Consider the following 21,415-nt stretch of genomic DNA (forward strand, 5'->3'; position numbering starts at 1 on the left):
TCAGAACCCTGCCAATGGTGTTCGGAGCGGTGGCGCCGATTTGAAGTTCACCGCGCATCGAGAGACACCCTGAGTGTCAGTCACGTGCACAATCTCGATCCGGTCCTGATCAAGGCGGGAAAGTCGCATGAAGCTCACACGCATCACGTCTTCGGGCAGCAAACCATCCACAAAAGGTTGATCAACACCGATGACCTCCACGTCGTCATTCAAAACCGTGCTACTCGTAATGCGGCGGTACTCACGTCGGCCATCACAGAAGAAGATTGCGAGGTGGTCGTGCCCAACCTGAATGCCGCCAGACAGCGTGAATCCAAAGTTCTCCACCAACAGGTATTGATCATCGGCTGGCGTTGGATCGACCAAGCGCATGTCGTCGGTGAAAGACGGAAGCCAGAGGTTTCCCCATCTCCCGCGCAGTCGGAACAGAAGTTCTTTTAGTTTCCCGTAGTCTTGTCGACCGGAGGAAACCCAACTGTGCTTCTGCGTTGGAAACGGAAGTCCCGCGATATCAAAGAATTGCGGGATAGAGGTGTCGTTGTCGAGTTCATCCATCATCCGGCTGAACGTAAAATCGGTGTTGTCCCCTTCGTCAGGTGGCAAGTGAAGAACGTTGAGTCCGCCGTAGACATCGAGGTGGGAAACAAGAAGTGCTTCACTCGGTGCGTCGTCGTTTCTTTCCATGATTCGGAAGTTGATCGAGAACGACATTGCGGTGTCGGTGACCTTCCGAAGCGTCGGCTGATCGTCCAGGCGCGCCTTGCGTACCGGATGGATTTTCGAGAACGCTTCCCATGCGTTTTCCAGTGGCGCAACCAAGGTGATGGCGGTCGAGGATAGCGCTGCGACTTCCGCAAGCTCGAACTGGCGGGACTTCTCACCGCCGATAAAGATCACGTCACCGACACGAATGCCGCCATTGTCTGCAGACGGCACCGGGATCGAGGTTGTGCCGGCAAGAACACTGACACCAGATCGATATGACTCGTGCCACTGTGGCAGGTAGAAATTGCGGCCGCTGTGCGCTTCAAGGAACTGCCGAAACACCTGCCTGTCGTTGTTACCTACTGCGGACGTGAACTCGATGGTCTTGCGGGGATATAGGCGAAGCGATCGACGCTGTTCCGCACCTTTTGGCGAGGTCAGGACATCGGTCAGCCATTCGAGGGCTTCCGTGTATGTTCCAGCCCAATTAGGCTCGAAAGTCCAGGTGGGTAAAATCTCAATCGCCATCGCATTACCGTGCCAATCATAAGTGGATTAGTCAACTATTTGTTGACTGTCAACTCAGCAAACTTCTGAGCTTACCCTTGTTCCTACCGAGCACACCCATGATCACCTTTTCACCAGACGCACTATCCATCCAGTTTGAAGCGCTGGCTTCGTCGAGCACGACGATATTCCTGATGGCGCTTATGTTGTTGCTGCCGGTTGAACCGCGTTCCGCAGCAGCCATTCGCTCTGTCAGAGCATTTTCCTGCGCTTCTGTCCGAATTGTCTCACCCCGTTCGAGGATGGTCGGCACCTCGTTGGATTTCAAACCCGCCACACCGCCGCTGTGGTAGTACGATGCGACACTGAATACGCCTGGGTCGACTCTGCGAGAACGCGTGGTCGAGCCAATCGTACCGCCACCATGGGCAACCGCTCCGCCGAGCGCAGAAGCTGCCTTACCGATCGGGCCCCCGAAGCCGGCCAGTGCATTAAGGATCGTCTGCTTCAAGATCATCATGGCGATCTCGCGCAGGAAGTTCGCCGCGAACTGCAGGAAGGCTTTGCCAAGCGCTTGGAAGGCGTTCTCGCCGTTGGCGACTGCTTGCGCAAACGAGTCGAACACGCCGACCAGACCGTCCACAAACGAGCCGACAAGCTGTTGCGTCTGCTGAGAAGTGAGGCCAAGGGTATTGATCGCTCGCCCGACATTGGAAATCGTGACCGCCGCGGTCTGCGTTTTCGTAATCAGCGCATCGATGACAGGCAATTTCGCAGCCGCTTCCGGTCCACCGATGGCCTCCCACATTGCCCGCGCATTCTCGGCTGCCGTAACGATCTGGCCGTTCAAGCCGAGAATCTGCTGCTGAAGGTTTTCTGCGGTGCCTGCATCACCGCTCTGCACAGCCTGCTTATACTGCTGCATGAGCGCGTTGCGCTGTTGCTCAAGAGCCTGCGCCTGTTGAAGCGCAGTATTGGCCTCCTGAATCGACGCCTTCTGATCACGCTTTTCCTGGCTTATCTTGTATTCTTCGGAAGCCAGTGCCTTGATTTTCGCAATCTGTTCATCCGTGAGAACGACACCGGCTTCCTTGGCCTTTTTCTGTTCCTCGGCCAACTTCTTCTGGACGAACGCTTCCTCGGTCAGCCGGCCAGCGTTGCTGTTCTCAGCCTCCTGCAGAGCGATCCGCTGCGCGAGATCATCGTTATATTCCTTTTGCGCCTGGAGTCTTTTTCGCTCTGTCTCGAACTGCTTTTCGGTGAAATCCCCACCGCTCTGGAAAAGGGTGGCTTCCTGATTGCGGCGGTTGGTGTTGATGCCGCCGTTATGAGACGCGAGGCTCCGGATGGCGTCGGCGATCTGCTCAACAGTGCCCTGCTGGATGGTTTCGAGAATGCCGGTGCTTTTCAGATCGCCGTAATTGTAGGCGATCGATGTCAGGACGCCCTGCTGTTGAGGCGAGAAGGCGTCGAAGCGTGTGCCTCCAACCTGATCACGGGCGATCTTGCCGAACTCATCCACGCGGCGCGTCAGATCGCGCACGGCGTCAGAGATCGGAACGGTCATCCCCTGAACGACCTTCTGGATCGATCCGTCAGAGAGAGTGACTGTATCCGAGCCGTAGCCGGCACGATAAGCGTTCACGTCCCAATATGGCGTTGAACGGTAGCCCTCGAACTGCTTGATGATGTTGAAAGCTGCTGAACCACCATCACTGCCAAGGTTGCCGAAATTCACGGCAGTCATGCCAGCCTGGTATCGCTCCTGTGCCTTCACGAGATCATCGAACGAACGGGCGAACTTGATCGCCTGATTGTACTGTTCTTCGAGCCCTTTGATGGTTTCGAGCTTTTTCAGTTCTTCGGCCACGGACGGAATGAGTTTCCCCATTTCGTCCATCGCTTCGTTGAACTTTTTCGCCTTTTCCTCGGCCAGCTTGGTCGAGTCACCGTAGCTGTCGGTTGCCGCCTTCGTGCCGATGAGCGCCTTGTCCGCTTCGGTGGCAGTACCTTCGAAAGCCTTAACGACCGCGTCGGCCTGCTGCCAAGCGTTGTAAAGCTCAAGCAGGCTCTTGGTCGTGCCGTCACCGGTGTTGACGAGATTGAGCAGATCGAGGGCAATATCTTTGAATGTCTGATCAGCAGGGTTCAGTGCAATGTCATTGAGCACTTTTTCCAAATCGCGCAGCGTCTTGGTGCCGTCCCTGACACCGTTGATCGCTCCCTCGATCTGACGGAATTGCTTGATCTGCGGAGAATCGGAAGGCAGATCGGCGTTGCCCGCATACAGCACGCGGGATAGCCTCTCCGCGTCTTTGAGGCTCGACTGAAACGTGCTCCGCAGTTTCTCGGCACTCGCAAGAGCCTGGGCAAGCGTGGCACCCTTGATGTTGTCGGCAACCTTCTTGGTGGTGCCTTCGATAGAATCGTATGCCGTCTGAACGGCGTGCAGGATCCGCTCGTGTTCGCTGACCGCGGCAACCGTCTTGTCGACCTCAGTTGCCCACGAAGTAACTGCCAGCGTCACGCCGGTCAGGATAATACCGGGAAGGCCACCAACTGCCGACCAGAGCAGACGGAACGCGCCGGCAGCAACACCAGCAAGGCGCGTGAGCCCGCCAACAGCAACCTGCAATGCGAGGAAACGAGAACCGGCCGTACCGCCAACGACCGTCGCCACCCGCAACTGCGCGTTCATCGCAGCAATGATGCCGGTGCCCCGTGTCAACGATCCGGCCAGCGCATTCCACTTTGCTTGGGTTGCGGTAACTGTGCCAGCCCACGTGAACATCTCGCGGTTCAACGTTCCGGTGGCAACAGCGTTGGCCTTGATGGCAGAGAGCCAGTTCCCAAGACTGCCTGCGACCTTCAGCGCGACCAGAACGCCGGCAATGCGGGCGAAGTCGTCCATGTATGGGAGCAACGCAACCAAGCCTCTGGTCACATTGCCGAGTGCCGCGCCGAGCGACAGGAAGAACTCGCGACCTTCCGTGCTCTGGAAGTACGTGTTGAGCGTCCGAAGACCGTCGGTGAAGGCGTCAATGAAGCCCCCCTCGCCGATCCGCAGTTGCGCCTGGAAAACGTTGTTCTGGAAGCGTCCGAGTTCAGCAGTCGTCGAAGCGAGTGCTGCGCCAAGTTGAGGGCCAAAACGGCGTTTCAGTTCGTCCGCGAACTTCAAGAGCGTAGTCTGGTCGGCCAGAACCTCGCCCTTCTTCATCATCTCGTCGAGTTCGGCAGCACTGACGCCGATCGCTTCTGCGAAGATATTGAAGGCACCTGCCAGCCGGTCGCCCAACTGGCGCCGCAGTTCTTCCGATGAGACCTTACCCTTCGAGATCATCTGTTCGAGGGCGAGGAACACGCCGTTCAACTGGTCGATTGACAGTTTGTTGACGCGGCCAGCCTCGGCAACCGACAGAAAGATGTCTCGGGTGGCACCGGCAGAGAAGTTTGCGGCATTGGCGGCCACGGCGAATTTCGAATACTGGTCGGCGAGAACACCGAACTCGATGCCAAGCCGAGCGGCATTGCGCTCAAGGAAATCAAGTTCCTTGCTGACCTTGCCGGTGTCCTGATTGAACACCACGCCGAGTCGGCTTTGGGCCGCTTCGAGCGTCTGATACGCCTTGAGGACGCCACCGATCTGCGAGATTGCCGCGTTCAGACCAATGTAGCTTGCGGTGAGCGACAGGACCTCGCCACGGATGCGCTGGAATAGTGAGAGCGCATCACGGCCACCGCGAGTGCTGCTGCGGAGGGCGCTGTCCAAATTCTTGGCGCCGGATGCACCGGACTCCATTGCCGATCCGGCCGTCTGTGCCGCCTGCCCCATAGCGCGGATAGGCGGGAGCGCGGCATTCGCGCTGTTACCAAGCTGCCGATTTGCCGCGGCACTGGAAGTCGCTGCCTGCGCAACACGGGCCAGTCCCGACACCGGTAGGCCGGCAGCAGCACGCAGCTTGTCGAGCGCGTCAACCTGAGAGAAATACTCGGTCTTGGCGCGACGGGCGGCTTCCGTAATGCGCTTGAATGCATCCACCTGCTGCGTGGCATTGCCGCTGACGGACTGTAAACCAGTAGCAAGACGCTTGGCCTCACCTTCCAAAGCCTTCCAGTCGTCACGCAGTATGTTGATTGCCGCAATTTGCTTTTGGAGTGCCGCCGCCTGTTTAGGGTCTACGACTTCGGCACCGCCACTGCTGAACTTGTTCAGCGCTTCGATAGCGCGACGTGTACGGTCGATCTCGGCTGCGTTTTTCGCGGCAGCCGCAGCAACTTCATTCTGGCGAAGCGCAAGCCCGCCCATGGCACCACTGGCTTGATCGGCAACAGCCTTGACCTTGGACTGTTCAGCCGTCACCGTTGCCAGTGCAGCCTCGTTGCGCTTCATCTCGGCCGTGGCTTTGGCCGTCTCGCGGGCAAGGTCTTTTTCGTATTTGGCAGCGGCATCGAGCTTGGGATTGAGCCGTGCGAGTTCCGCTTCCGTGGTCGCGATAGTGCGCGCCTGATCGGCAAGCTGTTGCTGAACCTGCGCCTGAAGGCCACGGGCGGCCTGCGCGTCACGAAATACGGATGTATCGCCAGACGGAGCTACCGGTCCCGGTGCCTTGCGAGGCGTGCGGGCAAGTTCCTTGTTGTATTGGTTTTGCGCCCGCTCAGTCTCTTTGACCAGGCGATTAACCTCGGCGAGATCCTTCTTGTAGGCGTCTCGGGCTGTCTTGGCGCGTGTCAGAACATCGTTCTGCGCCTGCACCTCGTCGCGAAACTTCTTGGCATTAGCAGCGGCTTCGGCCTGAAGTGCCGACCAGTCCTTCGTCTCCTGAGAACTCTTGTTGAGCGCGGTCGCAGCTTCGCTGGCAGCCTTATCGACGCGGTCCAGGTTGTCGGCGATCGCACCAAGTGCAGAAAGACCCTTGGCCTGCTGCAATAGAGTGCCAAGGGCGTTTCCGAGTTGTCCGAGAGTGTTGGTCGCCTTCGAGGCTTCGCCGCCGCCATCTTTGAGCGAAGCCTTTAGTTCTTTCCACGACTCGGTGATGACATCGAGGTTCTTGGAGGCTTCGTTTCTGGCTTTTACGACCAGATCGACGACATTTTCCTTGGCCATCAGCCCTTCCTTTTAAGCAACTCGCTTATGTCTTTGGTCGGTTTGGCACTGGTCGATTCATCGTCTCGGTCGTTTGATCCGTTCAGGTTCTCGATCAGTTCCTTCAGGGCTTCACCGGCCTTCTCGGCGTCTTTCTTTTTGCCGAACGCAGCCACGGCGGATGTCATGACTGCACTCAGGATCGTGGCGGTAGTTGCATGATGACGGTTGACGCGCTCCACAACTAGTTGATTTTCTTCCCAAACCTTTCCTACGGTGTAGAGTTCAGCGTTCACATGGCCTTCCGCCAACAACTGGCTGACTTGACCTCGTAAACCCCAAATCCACTCGTCTAGGCTTGGGGCTTTCTGAGTTCTTTGCTGAGACCGCCCGCGTTCGCCACGAGTCGCACGACGGTCTCGACGAAGTTTTTTACGCCACCCTGCATCGCGAATGTGAGGGTCGCGATCTTTTCGAGCGCTGCCACCTGCACGTCGATAGGAAGGCTCGCATAGGGTTCAACGGTCGTGTCGGGCTCCCTCTCAGCGTCACAGAGGTAAAGGAGATGTGCGATCGCTGATGGGAACTTTCCGAGGATTTCCAGAGCCACGGACTCGACCGTCTGCTCGCTCAGGGCTTCGGGGTTTTTGCCGCTGAACTTCTCGTAGATGGCAACCGCGCTGTCTTGGTGGACTTCGACAAGCTGCGAAAGGTCCGGAACGGTAAGACCGCGCACAACGATCTCACCGCCCTCGAATGTAACTGCTTCAGTTTTCAGGGTGTATTTCAAAGCACGGGCTCCGCGTTAAGCCGCCTTCGGCAGGCTGGCGATGTAGATGGATTCGAGTGCGCCCTTGCGGAGCACTTCCACCGTGAACGGGATCTGCTGCCAGTCGTCGCCCTTCAGGTTATAGTCGCCATTCGGAGCCAGCGTGATGTAAGGCATCGTGATGACGCGGTCGGGACCGGTCGCGTTGCGCGTGACGAACTTGAGCGCACCTTCGACCTTCTCGGAGCCCGAGATCACGCGGTCGTATGTTGATGCGAGAGTGGTGTAATCGACCGTAAGATCGTCGCCATCCACAATCGCGCCACCTTCGACGATGGTGAGCAGGCCGCGCTCATAGTCGATCAGGTAGTCATCCATGATCGTGAACGTGGTCGCGCCCTTCTTCACGGTCAGGCCGGTCGTGCTGATCTTCACGTCGCCGATCGCGTCCGAAGCGCTTTCGCCAAGCTGATACGAACGACCGGGGATGGCGTCAGCGATCGCGAAGCCGGTAACCGCGCCGCCAGCTTCAGTGATCGTTTCTTTGCCGGCCGCCGAGAAGAAGTAGTATGCGAGGTTGTCTTCATCGATCTCATCGAGAACGATCGAACCGGAGCGCGTCACTTCGAGGGTGATCGACTTGTCCTTTTCGCGGATGCCGCGGTCACTGTTGAAGTGAGCGAGTTCTTCCGTTTCCAGCGTCAACGAAAACTCGGGCGAGTTGCCGAGATAGCGGTAGCCTTCGCCGATCTGCGTTCCAGGCTTGAAGCGCGAGAAGTGAAGTTCCCCGCGACCAAGTGTATAGTTTTCACTTCCCATTATTGTCACTCCTTTGTTGCCAAATCGACAAACGGTTGATTTCCTTTTAACCGAAAGGATCGCTGTTGTCCTCAACGATTTTCAGCCGCAAGGTGAGCCAGAAATACGCCTTCGTGGACACGGCTTCTTCCGGAGGGCGTACAACCCCGGCGCCGATCTTGAATTGCTCGATGCGGTTCTTTCGGGGCGTCCCGTCGTTGTTGTAGCTGACGCCGAAAGGGTCAATCTGACGGAATGCCGACCCTGGGGCTTTGCGGTTATTTTCCTGCGCCAGTCGCTTCTTCACGTCAGCCATAGCGACGTGAGCAGGATCAGTCGGGTTTTCGCGGTTGTCACGCACAAAGCCCTGCACGATAATGTCCCACCAGCCGTCTTCAGTCGTTGACACAAAGGGCGATGGGCGCATCTCATTCGGAAGCGGCGGCTCAATAATGCTGGCCATCGGTAGCGGATCACCATCGCCGAAGATCAGCCGACCACGGAAAACATTGCCTGTAAAGTCGACATTGTAGCCTGTCGCAACACTGATCTCATTGATGGCGGCAGCAATCGCTTTTTGGGTTTTCAGGCGGAAAGGGTCATTCATGTCTGTGCCTCGAACAGGCGCTCGAACTTGTCGCGCAGCAGTTCTTCCAGTTTGGGTTTAAGTTCTTCGCGGGTTTCGTCGAACACCTGATCGACCGAGGGCCCATATAAAAGCCAGAGCCCCTTACCGAGTTGCTTCGCGCCGCGGCTCGGCGCTTTACCGTTCTTCGTTCGATAGGCCAGTCCAATATTGTTGTTGCGGAGCTTGATCAGAAACGCACTTGGCATGAACTCGGATGTACCGGGATCAACACTTACGCTCACCCCTTTAACTCCAACCTTCGGGCTACCCTGAACGAAACGGGCAAGCGAGGTTGGGCGATCTCGACCACGGACGATGCCCGTGAGGTCGCCCTTTGTCGCGTACTTGGCGATTCCCAATCTACCGGCTTGCCCTGTCAGGTATCCACGGGGGAAGTTGACCTGCTTCTCCATGGATCGAGCACCAAGGCGTCGACCTTCTTGGGTCGTCTCGTTAACCGACTGGCGCAGGATGGACGCAATCTTCGGATCGAGCGTTTCGATCTCATCGAACGAAGTGATGCCCTGAATGACGATGTCGACAGCACGAACCATCAGGCGCTCTCCCAATCAGGGAGGTCGACCGTCTTGCCGGCGAGCGCATGGGTGCAATCGGATAGAAACTGAATACGGCCGTCCGTCACAAAAGAATGACAAATCGCTGGTGGAGCACCGTCTTTGCCGGCATCGGGTCCATTGTAGGTGACCAAAACTGACGGCGTGAATGTTGGCGCGTCCGGATTGCCGTTATATCCCCATCGCGGGCCCGAGCCTTCTCCGACGCTGACCTGATGCGCGCCGTCGCAACCAGGGCACCAGAACATCAGACGCCCACCTTCGAGGCTGCGGAGCTTGGGAGAAATGAGCGCCATCACGGAGACTCCGGTGGAACGTATGTTGCCGGGACCGGCAAGAGAGCCAACTTTTCATCGTCGGCATGCATTTGCAGAACCATTGCGGTTATCGTCAGATCGTCAGGCGGCTGGATGTTATCGAGGTAGTAAGCTTCACCCGCTTCCACTGAGATGATCGCATTACGGACCGGCTGCGGGATTTCTTCGCGCCAGATGATAATGCGAGGGGTGATATCCTCACGCTCTGCGTAATTGAAATTGGTGCCCTTCATATCCCCAAGGGCTTGGAACTTGGTGTGCACGCGCACGAAGCACGGCACCGGCTCGGCGTCGATTGACGCGAGATACAATGCAGGGACGCGCAAATGGAGTTGCACGTCCCTGCGGGCTCTCCGCTTAATGTCGCGGAAAGATACCATCAGATTTCTTCGTCCTTGGAAGCAGCCTTTGCGGCGCCTTTCGGTTTTCCCTGGGGGTCACCTTCCGCGCCGGAAGCAGGTTTCGCTTCTTGAGCAGCAATCTGCTTTTCGACGTTGGTTGGAGCATCAGTTTCACCGGACTTTGCTTTGGCAATTGCGACTTCTTCTGTCGTGGCCTTGCGAGCGGCACCGACAGCAACCAGTTTTTCCAGTTCTTCACTGGTTGTTTCGAAGATGGAGATGCGCTGCTTCGTAGAAGCCTCAACGACATCTTTTTTGCCATCGATACGCCGATGGATCGTAGTCAGTGCATAAGCTTTTACCATTTCAGTGTTCCTTAGTGAGGGTTAAATATCCACAAACAGTTGATAATGGCGACATGCAACTGCCGCCATTATTTGCGCTTTAAGCCAAGACGCGAGCCTTGAGGGTCCGGTTCGGATTGAGCGGAACAGGCAGGAAAGATGCCTGGTGCATGATGAAGCGCTCGCCGGGATCTTCCGTTTCCCACATCTTCGCGAATACGTCGGCCGCGACCTGACCGGACTGGATTGCCTTGGTGTCGTAGATTGGACCACGCACCTTGACGCCAGACGCACCGGGCGCTTCGATCAAGATGTCCTTTTCGTTGAAAAGGTCCACGCGCTGCTTGCCACCGCCTACGGTCGGAATGTCGAACGTGTCCTTGTAGGACCAGACTTCGAGACCGGAATCGAGTCGACCGATGTAGGTGCGAGGGCGAGCGATGCGGTTAATACCGCGTTTGATCGAAACTTCTTCGGGAGCACCGTAGTATTTGGTGTCAAGCATATCGAGGATTTGCTTGTTCTTTCGGAACACACCGGCCACCTGCGCGCCCACCGTCATGCGGAAGCCCGAACCGCCGCCGTAGATCAGGTACATGCGGTTCAACCATTCTTCGATATCATCGAGGATCGGCGTATCCACATCGTTCCAGTAATCGGCAGTCTTGACGACGTTCAGCGAAGGGTCTCGGCCGAAGTCGAGAAGAACAGACGGATTGGCGGCGCCCTGGTCACGTTCGAAGTCAATCTGCACCTTTGCATCGATGATCGCACGAGCGGCCATCCAAGCTTCACGCATGCGGATCATACGACGGTGGCGACGATCCAGTTCGGCAACGCGAGCTTCAAAGCGTTCCTCGATCGACGGAACCTGCCCGTTGTTGCGGTAGACATCCGAAGGCTTGATGTTCTTCGCATCTTCGGGGCGCACCGCATTTTTCAGCTTAATGTAAGGCACGCGGAACGCCTCGACGCTCTCGCCTTCCATGAACTGAATGGGCTTACCCTGTTCGTAGGGAAGCACGAACGGCGCAAGGAAGCGGGTCGACTCTTCGAGATCACCGAAACGAATTTCACCATCTTCGGCGTAGTGTTCGTTCCCAGCGAAGTGTTCGTCGAGCCAGTAGGTAGGAAGGTCATCCATCCGGTCATCACGACGCAGATCGTAGAGTTCCTGTGGTGTCCAAAGTTCAATCGGCATTTTAAGTCTCCTGTGTGATTGCCGGTCGAACGGCTTATGGTTGAGCTACGGTTGCGCCGTAGTACGCCTTTTTGACCACGATCGACGTGGGCGTAGGCGCACCGCGGAACGCTTCAAGCTTCTTCTCAACAGTGTCGAAAGAAGCGGGCCAGGCGATCATATCCATGTTCAGGCCAGCCTGAATCAGGACTGGCTGACCTTGGATCGGCGATGCACCCGTTGTGATCGGACGCAGCAAGATGCCGATTGCGCGGACACCGGAGGATGCGTAGGTTGCATCGTAGACAGCCGGAACCAGATTTCCGGAACCGTCGAAGCCGACCGGTACGTAGGGCACAGCGATGGTCTGGTTTGCTGCCACGGTCATATCCACGGTGACAACATCGGGATTGCCGACAATCAGACCTTCGCGAACAGGATTGATCTCATCCGACCATTGGCCGGGAACACCGGCTTCATGAGCGAGATATGGCGTGTTGATAGGCATTTTCTATCTCCTTTGAGCCGTGTTCGTTATGCGTTGTAGCTGACGCCGATGGACGTAAGGGCGCGAGTTGCGCGGTTGTTTGCGCCGCTGTCGCCTTCACCAGGAGTGCCAACGTCAGCATTCTTGGTGTCGTCCATCGCCTCCTTGAAGTTCTTGCCGGTGGCATTCGTCTTCGTGTCGGTCGCTGCGGCTTTTTCTTCCGGCATGTCGGCCAGCATCTCGGTGACCGTTTCAGCATCGAGCGATGCGAACTTGTCGCCGGTTGCCATCTTCAGTGCCATCGAGGGGCGCTTTTTGCCTTCGTCGGAATTGACGATTGCGGAAATGCGGGCGCGTTCGGCTGTGGCACCTTCCTTGGCACCTTCGATCTTGCCGGCCTTCACACCTTCAGCGTGACCTTCGGCGCGAGCGGTATCAACAGCAGCCTGATCGACTGCCGCGTCTTTGTTCGTCTGTCCAGACATGGTTTCGTCTCCTTCATCTGAGGACAGTTCTGCCGCAAATGCGGCGACGGAGTCGTCAAGCGTGCCGATGTGATCGGCCAGCCCGTTCGACGTTGCTTGCGAAGCCGTGAATGTGAGAGCTTCGGTATCCCGAACAGCCTTTTCATCCATGCCTCTATTCCGCGCCACGGTGGACACGAAAACTGCGCCAAGCTCATCAATGCGAGCCTGGATGCGTTCTTTGACTTCGGGTTTCAGCGCCTCATAGGGATTGCCATCGACCTTGTGGGCGCCGAAGTGAATGAAGGTGACCTTGTATCCGCGCTGCTCCATGGCAGCCGAGATGTCGATGTGCGCTGTAACCACGCCAATCGAACCCACGCCGCCAGTGCGCGACACCGTGATGGAATCTGCGACAGACGCGATCGAGTAGGCGGCCGAATAGGCACTCTCCATTGCGTAAGCGCGCACCGGCTTCGTACCGCGAGCCGCGAACATCTTGTCCACGAGATCGAAGTTGCCGGCGACCTCGCCACCGGGGGAGTCAATGATCAGCGCAATGCCACGGACACTGCCGTCTTCCAACCCGCGCTCGAACGCCTTCTGGATGTAGGCGTAACCGGTTGCCCAAGATCCGAAAGCGTAAGGGAAGTCGTGCAGGAGCACGCCTTTGACCGGGATCATCAGCACGCCGTCCTTGACGACATACGGGCGCAGCATCGATCGGAAAGAACCAGGTTCACCCCACCAGTTTTCGTCGACGGATGCCATCTCGGCCTTGAATTCAGGCGAGCCCATCTGTGCAGCAACTTGGTGCAGCGAAGCTTCGAAGATGCCCTGCATTTCCGGCGCAACGATGGATGGCTTCTGATCGAAACGGGCGAGAAGCGGGTTCATGTTATGCGGCATCGCGGCCTCGCTTGTCTGGATCTGGATGAACGGCATCCATAAAGTTGTTCGCGAGCGTTCCGTTCTCGCCACCAAGGATGTCTGAAAAATCGTGTTTCGCGGCTTCGCTGACGTTCTTTGCACCCGACGCTGCGTTCACTGTGTTGTCCTGAACGTCATCGATGTACGCGAGATCGTAGTGCTCAAACTCCTTCTTCTCGCGTGCCACCTGACGCAGTTCACGGCGCCAGTCGCTACCGTGGATACGGGCAAGCTCGCGTTCGTAGGTCGAGAGTTTGTGCTTGATGAGCAGAACGGACGACTGAGTTTCCTTGAGCGGATCGATCTGACCGCGGGCTGCGCCGATCCATTCGCAAGCCGTGATGGCTTCCATCGCAAGAGGTGCGTAAAGCCAAGCGCTGTCGGAGCCCATCCGCTTCGGTAAGGACTTGATGACGCCTTTGTTGATCGCTTCTTCGAGCCACAGGCGATAGATGATGTTGGCGAACCGGTCGGCGACCACTTTCTTGCGGCCGACCATAAATTTCCAAGTTTCGGTCATCGCGGCGCGGGCCGACGAGTAGTTTGTTTCCGTATAGTCCTTGGAAAGCTGCTCGTAAGATACGCCAAGCAAGGCTGCGATGTTGCGCAGAATGGACTGCTCGAACTCCATGCCGAGTGGAGCGCCCTGACCGGGAGACTGCATCTTGAGCTTTGAGCCAAGCGGCAACGCGGGGATGCGAACACCGTTGAGCTTCAACTGGTCAGCGGCGGCCATGAAAGCCGACATGACTTCCAGGTGCTGGCCGAGACCCTGCTTGATTGCCGTATCAGCGTCCGTATCAGACGCCATCAGGCGAGCGAAAATGTCCTGTGCCGGAAGGTCCGATTCTACGACTGCAGCGTAGGTCGCCTGGACGACAGCATTCTGCAGCGCCACATCGCGGAACTGGCGAGCCATGTGCGTTTCACGAATGCCCGCAGCCATATCAGACATGCCACGGGTTTGGTTCGGACGCATCTGCTCGAACAGATGTATGAACTGTGGACGACCCCACCAGAGTTTCGCAGGCAGGCGCTCCCACTGGTAGGCTTGCGCCAGATACACATCGCGAGGGTTCGCTTTACGAATGTGGTAGTGTGTCGGCACGTGGTCTTGGTTTACCTCGACACCGCCGATGATGAAGGCGTTCGCCATCTTATCCATCGGGGTCGAAAGGCGGTCCACGTCGATCATTCGGATCGAGGTGCTGAACGGACGATCGGATTTTGCCGACCGGTCCCAATCGACCGCAGCAAGGACTTCACCGCACATCAAGTAGGTGCCAACGGCTTGGCGAACCAGCATCGTGAAGGAATTGCGGCGGGTAGAGTCGATGTAATTGGCGTCGGATTCAGCCCACAGGCCGAACTTTTCCTCGACTTCTTCCTGAAACTCGTCTTCCCACGTCTCGTCGAGCTTGCCCATCAGCACTTGGCTGTTCGGCTTGGCGTTCAAGAGGAACTGGCTGCCGACGATATTGTCCTGATGAAGGCGCTGACCATTCTGCGCATAGGCGTCGTTCTGCAGAATGTTGCGGATGCGGGCGTCGGAAAGGCGCTTCGCCGGAATGATGTCTTGATCGGCCGTGCGATTTCCCGGCTGCCAGAGAGCGAGTTCACGTGAGAACTTGCTGGCGCCTTCATAGGCTTCGCCGGCAATCGCTGTTTCTTTACCCGCGCCTGACGCCACCCTGAGAACGTCAGGCGCGGGCGTGCTCGAAACACCTTGGGAGGAGTCGGGACCGAGCACATCTGTGAAATCTTTGGGAGACGCCATCAAAACCATGGGCGCATCGCCCCTACGGCTCGCGGCTTCCCTGCGTTCGCAATCTCGGCTTCGAGCATGGCGATGTACGCAAGAAGGTTGGCTCTGTTGGAGACTGAATACTCTACTCGCTCGCCGTTCTGATCGACTACAACACGAACAGCCCTCCCGGTCATCAGATCGTGGAGAGCGGCTTTTGCTTCATCGAGACGTTGCTGTAGCGTCATTCAAAAGGCCGATCGACAGAGTTGTTATCTCCGTATAATCGACCTTTTGTTGATTTGCAAACTGTTAGTTGATTTTAGCTACTTCCGCTTTTTCTTCCAGGGAGCGTCACGTTCCCAATCGCCGGCCATGATGCAGCCATAAGGGATGACCTCGTCGACGACTTCAGCCAGTCCAAATTCGTCAATCTGAGACCGAACGGCTGCCGCGTTTTTGTAGGCACTCGGGAGTTCCGAAATATCGGTGATCCCCATGAAGAACCTGACATCGATGTGAGCGGTTTCTTCTGCGAAAATTTCCGCGTCGGATCGATCGCCCATCAATCGCTTATGTTGAGTTCGGGAGAAATTGCGGCCAGCGCCGTGAGGGGAAAACCCGAGTGCGTGCGCTGCGTTCTTGCCACGGACGATCAGCACCGGTTCACCCATGTTTAGTGGGATGATCGTTCTATCCCCGGCATCCTCAGCCCAACCATCGAAGGCTGGCGTGGCACCCTTGGCATGATAAAACAGCCCATCGGATTTCCTGAATACGAAGTTATGTTCGTTCCAAAAGCGGTCTTCAACCCAAACCTTTCGAAATCCAGAACCGTAGATGTTCGCCTCGTAAAGTTTGGCGGCATCGTGATGTATCTGGAAATGACTGGCTTTGGTCCACCTGCGTATCTGCTGCAGAGCGTCCCAATAAAGCTCGCCATCCCGGCTGTCAGACTTTATCCAAGCGTTCTGCTTTAAGGTTTCAGGAGAAACTTCCTTGGTATGTTTTTCAGCAGCCCGCATCCCGACTTTGTAAAGCGCAGCACCTGGACCTCGCGATCCATGATGGGTCACTAGTGCAACCCGTCCGTTGGATTTCAGACGACCAACATATGCGAAATGATTGCCGTCTCCTTGCGTTGCAAAGTGAGACGAGGCGAACTTCTTCGCTTCTTGAAGAAAAGGATTGTCGCTATCAGTTATGCCCTCAAATTCGCCACCCTTCAGCGCGTGATGACCTAAGGCTCTGCCACCGGGACCGAAGTGAGTCACAGAGTGTACTGAGTCGAGCAGCGCCTTCGGATCCACGTCAGCGTCAAAGACCGTGATCGCCATTGAGCAGCAGATGTCCGCCGAGTGCATGCCGGGATGTATCTCAGTCGAAGACACAATCCCGCCGACCGGGATAGTTCCAAGAGGGCCGGCAGGGCATGCGTCTGGCATGATAGATGCTGCCACGGTAACCGGGGTGCGCATCACTTCCTGCATCGTCTCCGTCACAGCAAGAATGTTGGCGGTTTCGGCGTCAGTCTCGGCGCGAATATTTTTGTAGATCGGCTTTGAGTGATACGGGCTCAGGGCCAGAACAGGTGGCGGTTCATGGCGAGCAAGTGCCTGCCCAATCGACAGTCCGTTTTCGTTAATGTCTTTGAGCGCATCCGAGAACCACTTCCCCGGTTTCGCGCCAGCGTGAATCAGGTCCTTACCGGTAACTATCATCGCTATCTCCTTGGTGGTTGATAAAAAGATACCCGAAACCAGTTTACAAAGTCAACTGTTTGTTGATTATTCAGGCAAGAGTTTTCGCGAGTGCGCCGAAATCATATGATTTCTTTTGCGGAGCGTGGAAGGCTGGTTCTTCCTTTTCACCGAACACCAGGATGTTCTCATCCCACGGTGCGGCCCACGGTGGCGGACTATCCCAAAAACCGATTCGCGTTGCTCGGACTTCCTCATGGCGAAGCAGGCCGAGTGCATAATAGCTCAAGTCCCACGCTTCGTTGTGCCGGCGATTGTTCTTCGGTGGCTCCCAACCTTTGTCGGTTCGGTTTTCAGCAGTTAGCTGAGAATACAGCCATGGTTCTGCCCAATGAGGGAATGTCCACCGGCCACCGGCCGCGTCCGTGCGATCGAACTGACCGGCCAGTGTGTCTTTCAATTCGTTGGAATTCAAATACCAGACAGGCACGTCGCCGCGAGCGGTGTTCAACTTGTCCTTCTGCTGAGCGTCAGGATAGTGCTTCGATGCCGTCTGGATGTTCCGGTTCGGCATACCTTTGACCAGCGCGAAGCGGTTAGAAAGACCGTGCTCATTGCGCAGCCGCCGCCAGAATTCTCGCGCCTGGACGGAAACGCCATCTTCACCGCCATAGTCACAACCGGTAATCTTGATCGACATGCGCCGGCCGGAACCATCTGCCAGTGGGTATGTCTTGTTGATCACGCGATCGATGAGCAGATCCCAATCTTCCGCGTAAGCGGCGGGGTTCATCGGGAGCCTGTCGCCGGACTCATCCAAGCGCTCCGACTTCAGTAGGCGGAACATATCAATAATCCACGCATCCCCGCCTACACCAAAGCCCGTAACCTGCACGACGAAGCCGCGGCGGCTGCCGGACTGAATATCCACAGTGGCCTCAAGGAAGCGCACGCCGGCCGGTACGGTGGGTTCTTCTTTAGTAGAACCCCAATTGTCGGCACGCTCCATGAGCGTTTCAGGCGTGCGGGCGTTCGCGAGGGCTCGGGGAATATACGGCATTCCAAGGTTCGTGTTGGTGAATTTCCGCAGCGCACCTTCATCACCGGTCGCCTCAAAACCGGCCTGTGCACGAAGATACTCCACCACGAGACCAGCCCACGTCTGGTACTTTGCAACCGGCCCCTTCAGCCAGAACGATGCGATATCCGACACCACGCCATTCCCGAGAATGTTGCCCTGATCGTCCATGTACTGACCGTCACGCAACCACTTCGCGTTCTCATTCAGTTCCTGCCGGTCTTCGAACAAGTGGTCGTGCTGGCAGTGAGGGCAACGCATTGTCGCCATCTCTCCTGCTTCCAGAAAATCTTTGGTGTCAGGATAGTTCATGCAAGAGAAGTCGGGCTCGAACCCATTACCGCAAGACAGACAGCGCCAGTAAAGTCGGCGCCGATCACCCTTGTTGTAGACTTCCATGATCCCCTTGGCGGGTGGAGCCTGATGTTTGGAGTTCGGTATCCACTTGGGATCATCCAGTTCGCGACCGGGGGAGCCTTCGGCGTAGGTCATTCCAAAGCGCCGGAAGGTGAAGGTACGCATTTTCGCCAAATCCCATGCCGGCCCTTCGCCATCAATGTCAGGGGGCATGTGGTCGTAGTCATTCAGCACCATGCGCTGAACAGTCTTACCGGAAAATTCGGTGATGGTCGGCCACTTGATCAGCAAGTCCATACCGTTTCGGAAACGGAGGTCGTGGGTGTTGCGATCCAGTAGTTGTTCGCGAATTTTGGCGTTCTGGTTGATGAACTTCTGCAGTTCCTTGTTCGACCAATCGCGAGCACTGTCACGCTTCATGTGGACGATCATCATGTCCGCAGGATCGCAGAGCGCAGAGTGGTTGAGCCAGTTCAAGCCCACTTCCGACTTGCCACAGCGCGCCGGCCCGACGAGAACCATGCCGGTGTGATCAAGGCTGCCGAGCATGTCCATCGGCTCTTTGAGATATGGCGCCGTGGAATTGTCCCACTTCAGTCCGTCGATATAGCGGTACTTCTGCGCCGACTCCGAAACCGATAGGCGTTCTGGCGGGCGCACAGCGGCCGATGTCTCGACCAGCATTGCTTCGAGACTGCGGAATTTCGGCTTCACCTTTTGTTCAAATAGCGTCGTCAGAAGGGTCATACAAATCTGCGATCTTGCTACGGGTCGTGGACTTCTTCTCGAAGGCGACTAATGTTGAATGGAGTTCGTTGAGAAGCTGATCCACCAGTCCGGTCAGAACCGAATGCTGTTTGGGGTTCATCCCCGCTTTTTCTTCCACCGTGTCGGCCCACAACATGGTGTGACTGCGGATCGCCTTGAAGGCATCGCCCTGCACCTTCTCTACCGACTTGGTGGGCCAGAGTTCGCCGGCCAGTGTCTGGTACTTGAGTTCCTTGATTTGGGCGTTCCAGAATGACTCTCGAAGGTTCTCCGGCAGGTCTTCGGCCTTCAATTTCTTCATGGCCGCTTGCAGATCCTTCACAGGATCGACGAGATAGGCGGCAGCCGTCGCTAGGTCGTAATGCTTGGCGCCACCGTCACGGAGCGGTGGGCAGTCTGCGAGTGACGCTACCACGGCGGCGCGGGACATTCGGAAGACCTTGGAAAGCCAATCGACCGACACACCGGTATAGATGTCGTCAAGCTGCAGGAGTTTGTTGTCACCGATAGCCTTGTACTTCATGTTCGGCGGCGGCGCTTTTTTGAAACTCCCCTTCGGTCGTCCGCGTTGCCGGGGCGGGCTGTTGTCGGATCCAAGAATGTCGTCGAATACATCTGCCATTATCTGGACTGAGCCCTTTCACGCATCCACTCATCAACTTCGGATTCAACCCAAAAAGTTGCGCTTCCGATTTTGATGCTGCGCGGGAATTCTCCACTCTCCGACATGCGCCATATCGTCGAGCGAGCGACCGGAACCCGTTCGAGAACCTGCTTTACACGCAGGAACCGCATGGGTTCTGTGGGCTTCTGGCCAGATGTCGCATGTTGTTGCATAGATTTTCATCCCGTCACTTGATGAGACGATAATCACCTTTTTGTTGATTTACAAGCCGGAATATGCCAACTGTTTGTTGTCCCGCTAAGCGGGCTTTTGGAAAGAGCATTGATAGCAAGTAGCCGAAGCGGCAGCTAACTGAAACAGGTGATCGTACTTGGAGTAGACGGACACCGCACCAGAGAGGGCATCCGTCCCGTAGGCCAATATGCAGGAGCTTGGCCGAACAGTCTCAGTCGCGACGGGATTGTTCGGCTTCCAATTTCTCATCAAGATAATCGCTCCACCATTGCAACATCTCACGCCGTTGGTTGATGTACTCCGCAGCATTGTAGGCAGCACGCACCTGATTTTCCTCAACATGAGAAAGCTGTCGCTCGATCCAGTCCGAGTTGAAATGCCCGTTCTCGTTCAGAATGGTAGACGCGGTCGTCCGGAAGCCGTGCACTGTCGCCGTCGAATGGTAACCCATACGGTAGAGGGCATAGAGCATCGTATTGTACGACATCACCCCTTCTCGCGAATCAGTTGGAAAAACAAAATCGGTTCCCAAGCTGAACTTCTTCGCCTCGCGCAGCAAATCCACGCTCTGCGAAGATAACGGCACCAGGTGTTCAAGGCCAACTTTCATCCGCTCGGCCGGAATTCGCCAAAGCGGTGTTTTACCATCCAGGTCCTCAAATTCGCTCCACGCAGCAAACCGCGTTTCCTTAGTGCGGACCATGTTTCGCAACGTGAATTCCAATGCCAGTCTCGTGACCGGCTCTCCGTCATAATCTCGGATGGCGGCCATCAGAGCCGGTACACCGCTCGGCCTGACGAAGCTCCTGCGTTTCTTTTTGGGCGGGGTCTTCATGACCTTGCTCATGTTGACTGTGGGATCGACCGCTATCACACCGAGCCCCTGGCAATATTGAAAGACGTTCGCGACACTCTGACGGACGCGCTTCGCCATATCGACGGCATCGCGGTCTTCAATCTTTCGGAGAACTCTCAGTATCGTGTCGGCGTCGATTTTCGTGATATCCAGAGGCCCGAGGTCGGCCATGACGTTTCGCTTCATGCGGCTGGCGATGCGGATGGACTGACCTTCAGACCAGCGGTTCTTCTTTTTCTCGAACCACTCGTTATACATCTCTTGGAATGTTCGGACTGGCGCCGAACTGACATCCTCTTTTACGATTGCAGGATCTTCACCTTTGCGCAGCCGGCGTTTCGCGTCGTCGCGCAGATCGCGAGCTTCGACCAGCTTCATGTCGGGATAGGTGCCAAGGGTGAGGTTTTTCTGCTTCCCCTCGAACCTGTATGCGAGTCGCCAAGTGCGCGATCCGGTAGGATGCACCCACAGTTGGAGACCTCCTGCATCACTCAGTTTATAAAGCTTCTCTTGACCTTTTGCCGCACGGCAAGCTGCATCTGTGAGCGCCATTTTCACTCCTGTTGGAATCCAACATCGCGTTTCCAACACCTATACCAACATTGCGCACGGATGCCATGCAACAACATGAAACAGGATGAACACTTAGATGGCTGGATTATAAGGGTTTCGAGGGGATTTTGAAACGGTATGATCTCGATGAAACGAGAGTTTGGTGGGCCCGGAGAGACTCGAACTCCCAACCAAGCGGTTATGAGCCGCCGGCTCTAACCATTGAGCTACAGGCCCTTTCGGAAAAATTATCCGAAACACCGGCTTCGCAATGGTTCGAATCCGGTGGGTCACGCTCTAACGTAATTTTTACGGCCCGACAAGCCATTGATGCTATCGCAAGCTGCCGTTGCCGTATTAGCTTCACAATCTA

General features: G+C 56.4%; 20 protein-coding genes and 1 tRNA gene. All 21 read right to left on the reverse strand.

The window, feature by feature from the left end; translation table 11 throughout:
* A complete protein-coding gene (locus tag ACQZ6D_RS05765; protein ID WP_448729712.1) occupies positions 1-1,233 on the reverse strand; it encodes a hypothetical protein in 1,233 nt (410 codons plus the stop codon).
* Between the two features lie 49 nt (positions 1,234-1,282).
* Positions 1,283-6,316 (reverse strand): tape measure protein, encoded by a 5,034-nt coding sequence (locus ACQZ6D_RS05770; RefSeq protein WP_448729713.1) that lies wholly within the window; start codon positions 6,314-6,316, stop codon positions 1,283-1,285.
* Complete coding sequence (locus tag ACQZ6D_RS05775) at positions 6,316-6,591, reverse strand: hypothetical protein (protein ID WP_448729714.1); 276 nt, start codon at positions 6,589-6,591, stop codon at positions 6,316-6,318. Before ACQZ6D_RS05775 ends, ACQZ6D_RS05770 begins: the two co-directional genes overlap by 1 nt.
* A 56-nt stretch (positions 6,592-6,647) precedes the next feature.
* Positions 6,648-7,085, reverse strand: coding sequence for a phage pre-tape measure protein (locus tag ACQZ6D_RS05780; RefSeq protein ID WP_448729715.1), 438 nt, complete (start codon positions 7,083-7,085; stop codon positions 6,648-6,650).
* Positions 7,086-7,100: 15 nt separating this feature from the next.
* Complete coding sequence (locus tag ACQZ6D_RS05785; RefSeq protein ID WP_448729716.1) at positions 7,101-7,883, reverse strand: phage tail tube protein; 783 nt, start codon at positions 7,881-7,883, stop codon at positions 7,101-7,103.
* Between the two features lie 46 nt (positions 7,884-7,929).
* Entirely contained in the window at positions 7,930-8,469 is a 540-nt protein-coding gene (locus ACQZ6D_RS05790; protein WP_448729717.1) for a hypothetical protein, read from the reverse strand.
* Positions 8,466-9,044, reverse strand: coding sequence for a hypothetical protein (locus ACQZ6D_RS05795; protein WP_448729718.1), 579 nt, complete (start codon positions 9,042-9,044; stop codon positions 8,466-8,468). The genes ACQZ6D_RS05790 and ACQZ6D_RS05795 overlap by 4 nt, the downstream gene beginning before the upstream one ends.
* The gene (locus tag ACQZ6D_RS05800; protein WP_448729719.1) at positions 9,044-9,361 is read right to left on the reverse strand and encodes a DUF6527 family protein; all 318 of its coding nucleotides are present in this window, start codon (positions 9,359-9,361) and stop codon (positions 9,044-9,046) included. The genes ACQZ6D_RS05795 and ACQZ6D_RS05800 overlap by 1 nt, the downstream gene beginning before the upstream one ends.
* Positions 9,361-9,762: a hypothetical protein gene (locus ACQZ6D_RS05805; protein WP_448729720.1), complete on the reverse strand. Its 402-nt coding sequence runs from the start codon at positions 9,760-9,762 to the stop codon at positions 9,361-9,363. The genes ACQZ6D_RS05800 and ACQZ6D_RS05805 overlap by 1 nt, the downstream gene beginning before the upstream one ends.
* A complete protein-coding gene (locus ACQZ6D_RS05810; protein WP_448729721.1) occupies positions 9,762-10,088 on the reverse strand; it encodes a hypothetical protein in 327 nt (108 codons plus the stop codon). Before ACQZ6D_RS05810 ends, ACQZ6D_RS05805 begins: the two co-directional genes overlap by 1 nt.
* Before the next feature lie 79 nt (positions 10,089-10,167).
* The gene (locus tag ACQZ6D_RS05815) at positions 10,168-11,268 is read right to left on the reverse strand and encodes a major capsid protein (protein ID WP_448729722.1); all 1,101 of its coding nucleotides are present in this window, start codon (positions 11,266-11,268) and stop codon (positions 10,168-10,170) included.
* A 34-nt stretch (positions 11,269-11,302) separates the two neighbouring features.
* Complete coding sequence (locus ACQZ6D_RS05820; protein ID WP_448729723.1) at positions 11,303-11,755, reverse strand: head decoration protein; 453 nt, start codon at positions 11,753-11,755, stop codon at positions 11,303-11,305.
* A 26-nt stretch (positions 11,756-11,781) separates the two neighbouring features.
* Entirely contained in the window at positions 11,782-13,107 is a 1,326-nt protein-coding gene (locus tag ACQZ6D_RS05825) for a S49 family peptidase (RefSeq protein ID WP_448729724.1), read from the reverse strand.
* A complete protein-coding gene (locus ACQZ6D_RS05830; RefSeq protein WP_448729725.1) occupies positions 13,097-14,914 on the reverse strand; it encodes a phage portal protein in 1,818 nt (605 codons plus the stop codon). The genes ACQZ6D_RS05825 and ACQZ6D_RS05830 overlap by 11 nt, the downstream gene beginning before the upstream one ends.
* Positions 14,905-15,120: a phage head-tail joining protein gene (locus tag ACQZ6D_RS05835; protein WP_448729726.1), complete on the reverse strand. Its 216-nt coding sequence runs from the start codon at positions 15,118-15,120 to the stop codon at positions 14,905-14,907. The genes ACQZ6D_RS05830 and ACQZ6D_RS05835 overlap by 10 nt, the downstream gene beginning before the upstream one ends.
* Positions 15,121-15,198: 78 nt before the next feature.
* A complete protein-coding gene (locus ACQZ6D_RS05840) occupies positions 15,199-16,593 on the reverse strand; it encodes an RtcB family protein (protein ID WP_448729727.1) in 1,395 nt (464 codons plus the stop codon).
* A gap of 70 nt (positions 16,594-16,663) precedes the next feature.
* Positions 16,664-18,754 (reverse strand): terminase gpA endonuclease subunit, encoded by a 2,091-nt coding sequence (locus ACQZ6D_RS05845; RefSeq protein WP_448729728.1) that lies wholly within the window; start codon positions 18,752-18,754, stop codon positions 16,664-16,666.
* Positions 18,729-19,397 (reverse strand): DUF1441 family protein, encoded by a 669-nt coding sequence (locus tag ACQZ6D_RS05850; protein WP_448729729.1) that lies wholly within the window; start codon positions 19,395-19,397, stop codon positions 18,729-18,731. Before ACQZ6D_RS05850 ends, ACQZ6D_RS05845 begins: the two co-directional genes overlap by 26 nt.
* The gene (locus ACQZ6D_RS05855; RefSeq protein ID WP_448729730.1) at positions 19,397-19,612 is read right to left on the reverse strand and encodes a helix-turn-helix transcriptional regulator; all 216 of its coding nucleotides are present in this window, start codon (positions 19,610-19,612) and stop codon (positions 19,397-19,399) included. Before ACQZ6D_RS05855 ends, ACQZ6D_RS05850 begins: the two co-directional genes overlap by 1 nt.
* A 233-nt stretch (positions 19,613-19,845) precedes the next feature.
* A complete protein-coding gene (locus ACQZ6D_RS05860) occupies positions 19,846-21,042 on the reverse strand; it encodes a tyrosine-type recombinase/integrase (RefSeq protein ID WP_448729731.1) in 1,197 nt (398 codons plus the stop codon).
* A 161-nt stretch (positions 21,043-21,203) separates the two neighbouring features.
* Positions 21,204-21,279 (reverse strand) — tRNA-Ile (locus ACQZ6D_RS05865).
* Positions 21,280-21,415 lie beyond the last annotated feature (136 nt).

Source organism: Agrobacterium sp. 22-3639C2 (assembly GCF_053522105.1).